Source organism: Thermococcus sp. PK, from assembly GCF_000430485.1.
Classification (GTDB): Archaea; Methanobacteriota_B; Thermococci; order Thermococcales; family Thermococcaceae; genus Thermococcus_A; species Thermococcus_A bergensis.
This window is the reverse complement of the sequence record NZ_KE387145.1, coordinates 178,373-182,500: the sequence shown is the minus strand read 5'-3', so window position 1 is coordinate 182,500 and position 4,128 is coordinate 178,373. Positions and strand designations below refer to the sequence as shown.

The 4,128-nt window shown below is 42.1% G+C and carries 4 protein-coding genes and 1 pseudogene; all 5 read left to right on the top strand.

Features of this window, described 5'->3' with window-relative positions; all coding sequences use genetic code 11:
• Positions 1–180, top strand: a pseudogene (locus tag THEPK_RS01000) (IS982 family transposase); the annotation flags it as partial.
• A gap of 45 nt (positions 181–225) precedes the next feature.
• Entirely contained in the window at positions 226–1,041 is an 816-nt protein-coding gene (locus THEPK_RS00995; RefSeq protein WP_042697328.1) for a mechanosensitive ion channel family protein, read from the top strand.
• 93 nt (positions 1,042–1,134) lie between these two features.
• The gene (locus tag THEPK_RS00990; RefSeq protein WP_042697196.1) at positions 1,135–1,467 is read left to right on the top strand and encodes a hypothetical protein; all 333 of its coding nucleotides are present in this window, start codon (positions 1,135–1,137) and stop codon (positions 1,465–1,467) included.
• Positions 1,468–1,503: 36 nt separating this feature from the next.
• Positions 1,504–2,871 (top strand): type 1 glutamine amidotransferase family protein, encoded by a 1,368-nt coding sequence (locus tag THEPK_RS00985; protein ID WP_083965011.1) that lies wholly within the window; start codon positions 1,504–1,506, stop codon positions 2,869–2,871.
• Positions 2,868–4,064, top strand: a complete 1,197-nt coding sequence (locus THEPK_RS00980) for a glycosyltransferase (protein ID WP_083965010.1) — start codon at positions 2,868–2,870, stop codon at positions 4,062–4,064. The genes THEPK_RS00985 and THEPK_RS00980 overlap by 4 nt, the downstream gene beginning before the upstream one ends.
• Positions 4,065–4,128 lie beyond the last annotated feature (64 nt).

Here is a 4,128-nt window from a genome sequence, read left to right as displayed (position 1 = left end):
TTTTACAAGTACTTGTCTGACTTTCGCAGGAGGATTGAGACTTTGTTTTCGAAGTTTTCTGAGTTTCTTCTGAGGCCGAGCAGGAGTGTTAGTTTGAGGAGGTTAGCTGTCAGGATTTTAGGGGCGATTCTGGCCGTGAATCTGGACAGATTATACAACTTCACAGGTGGTGGGAACTAGGGTGAATATACTAATAATATGACAAAACCTAAGGAGGATGAAAGCATGGTAATTTTAGACAAGCCCCTACCTTACGTCGAGATTACTCCTTTGCAGATAATCACCGCTGTAATAGTCCTGATAGTGGGCTTTGTAGTCGCCAAAATAATCGTGGCCTCCTTCAAAAGAGGCTTACAAAAGACAAAGCTTCCCGGTTTAGTCATTGAGTTCCTTGCGAGGTTTCTTAGCGCCCTCCTTTATGTGGTAGTGATATTACTGGCAGTTAGGGCACTTGGAGTGAATGTCGGTTCCGTAGTACTGGGACTTTCCGCGGTCATAGGCTTGATACTCGGCTTTGGAATGCAGGACACTCTCACAAATCTTGCGGCTGGAGTTTGGCTCGCTGCCTTGAGACCCTTTGACAAGGGCGACGTTGTAACTATAGCGGGTCAGACGGGAAAGGTGGAGGCCGTTGGAGTGATGAGTACCGAGCTACTGACAGCGGACAACGTTCTCATAACGATACCGAACAAATTAGTCTGGGGGAATGTTATAACAAACTACACCAGAATGCCAACGCGCAGGGTTGATGTTAACGTTGGCGTCGCATACGGCACTGACCTCGACAAGGCCATAAAAGTGGCAATGGACCTCATGAAAAACCACCCGAAAGTTCTGAAAGAGCCAGAGCCGGCCGTTGTCATAACTGGCTTGGGAGATTCATCAATAAACCTGCAGCTTCGTGCTTGGGCTAAGACTGAAGACTATTGGGCTGTCAAGGGCGATCTAACTAAGGGTATCTACGAAGCCTACAGAAGAGAGGACATCGAAATACCATTCCCACAGATGGACGTCCATATAAAGGAAATGCCAAAGCTTTGAGTTTCCTTTGAAATTTCACTTTTAGAGGTAATGTTTATATATTAATTTAGTGTTTTAAATTTTAAACTAAGAACCTTTTAGGAGGTGACTGCTATGATAGAGATCGTAAATATTATCGCCGGTCTCGTGTTGGCAATGGGTATCTTGCCAAGCATACCCGCCATAGGAAAGGATCTCCACAAACTGGCAGTATGGATCGGGAGGTTTCAGACCATTATCGGCATCATAGCGGTGATACTGGGTATTCTGCACCTTGGTCTCCAGGGCATAGTTGCCATTGTGGCAGGGTTGGTGCTCATGACAGGAATCCTACCCAGCATACCTGCTATAGGCAAAGACTTGGAAAAGCTTGCCAAGTGGCTTGGAGGATTCCAAACCCTCATTGGCATAATTGCGATAATAGTCGGAATAATGGGACTGCTCTGATCCAACCGCTGTGATATTTTTGATATTGACATGAATATGGTTATAAGACGTCAAAGTAAAACTGGAGGATTGGCCTTGAATAAAAGGAACATCAAATTGTTGATAGTATCTCTCTTTTTTCTATTTTTGAGCTCCTCTCTCTATTATGCCACTCCAATCGAAGAGATCAAGATTCTAGTTGTTTGTAGTGATATTAACGATGTTATGTTCGCCAACAATTTGGCTACAATTACTAACTCTAGCGTAGATATTCTTTATCTTGGAATAGATTTACCTGACGACCGCTCGAAACTTTCGGACCCTACGTACCTCATCAAATATGATGAAATATGGATTCCCGATCTTAATGTTCAGTGGACCGAGGGCGGGAGGCTAACGCGAGAAGAAGTTGAAGCATTAAGCAATTATGTCATGAATGGGGGCATATTGGTTTTGGGCCTAAACACCTATACTCAAAGCTGGAATAGAAAACTCGAGGAAATAACTGGAACTCGAATCATACGTATTGAAAAACCAGAGACTGATAGTAGCGAATGGGATATAATATTTAATGGGAGATTTTACCTATACAACGATACTTACCAGACCGTCATCGTGAGCCCCTACAGAGCGAGAGTTCTTGCTAACTACTCTAATGGCTTACCTGCGATAACACTTTCCCACTATGGTAGTGGAGTTGGAGTTCTAATAACCTTCAATCCAGTGGAGGAATTGATTGAACATAACCCCGAAATTATTGATATATACGCCCATCTAGCCATCCTTGCATTATCAGAGCGCTTAGGGAAGCCTAAAATCCCAATAGGGGAATTAGTTCTTATAACGCTGAAAAAGGTTTTTAGTCATCCTTTCTTCTTAGGAGCATTGGTTTTTATAATACTTGAAATTATAGCTTATTTAGGGTTTCTCCCCTTTGGAGTTACTGTTCTTCTCGCTATTCCATTTCTGCCGTTTTCCAAGCTTTTGCTAAAGGAAGAATGTTCTAAAATTCTTGAAAAAGTACAAACCCTCAGAGGAGTGACACTTGAGAACTTAGCCCGTGAACTCAGAAAGCCTCCGAGAAGGCTCAAGTTACCGCTGGTGCTTCTTTTCCTCAAAAAGAAAATTGTTATCCTTGACCTCTCCCCCATGGATGTTAGAGATAGTTTAGTAACTCCAAGAGGTTCTGAATCTGAAGTCGTTGCTCAATGGGCCATCAAACGTTATCCTCTCTTAATGAGGGAGATCATCAAAAATCCTAGAATAAGAGTAATAGAATTAGCTTATCGTGTAGATATGCCCCCTTATGACGTTCTTAGACTTCTTAGAGAACTTTCCCGCTATGGAGTAGTTGAGCTTAAGAAAGCTGTGGTAGATTACGAGGTACGCCCTTTAGACCCGCTCCTGAGGTGGTCTGAGGTATGAAGATAAAATTGCTCTCTTACATTTCTGCCTTCATAGTTGCGAGCTATATTGTTTATCTTGATTATCTCTTTGTTCAATCCACTGTAGGAAAAATCGTTCAGATTTTCTTTCCAGAAATTCCTCGGTATTCTGTTCATGAATTTGTTACGTACCTCTTTTTAACAACCGGTGCGTTTGTCATTTTATTTTATCTAGCCTATTTCATTTTCTATCTTTATATCAAAGAAAACGAAGGCTCAAAGCTAATTCCCCGATTTTTTCCGAAAGTATCAATAGTCATCCCTGCCCACAATGAGGCCATTAACATTGGGCGTCTTTTAGAAAGCATCCAGTATCAGGACTATCCTTTCGAGTGCTATGAAATAATAGTAGTGGACGACGGCAGCGTTGACGGTACCGGTGAGATAGCCATGCGATACGGAGCTAAAGTAATAAGACACGAAAAGAACGTGGGAAAAGCCAAGGCACTTGAAGAGGGTATAAAAGCCGCCAAAGGAGACGTCATTATAACCATGGACGCAGATTCTCATTTTGCTGATGGTTCCTCTCTGAGGAACATCGTAGAAGAGCTCTTTAGCAGACCCTTCATTGGTGTCTCCACTGGAGTTCTCAGGATTGAGAAAAGAACAGGGAAGTTAATAGAGAAACTTCAGGAATTAGAATTTCTGTATTCTTTCGACGTGGGAAGAAGGGTTCAAAGTTACCTCGATTGGCTTCTTGTAGTTCCTGGTGCTTTTTCTGCTTTCAAAAGTTATTTTATAAAATCTCTTCCTACGATACCTAAAGACACACTGGGTGAGGACTTTGATCTAGGAATGATTGCCTACAGAGCTGGACTTACTTCAAGCTTCGAGCCTCACGCAAGAATTTATACAGAGCCTATGGAGTCTTGGAGAGGACTTTATAAACAGCGTGTTAGGTGGTATTACGGCGGTCTTCAAGTTCTAGCCAAACATCGTGACATGATACTTAACAGAAAATATGGGGAAAGAGGAATATTTCTTTTCTTTCATATGATTTTTCTTGAATACTTTCTCCCAGTTCTTCATGTGTTTGGAATTGTCATGTTTCCATCTATTTTAATCCTTCAGAATCTCCTGGGATTTCAAATCTTTGACATAAACGTTCCAATGAAAGTTCTGGTGACAGTTTTTCTTCTGGTACTCTTGCTACAATATCTTCCAAGACCCTAGTTCCCACCATCTGTGAAGTTGTATAATCTGTCCAGATTCACGGCCAGAATCGCCCCTAAAATCC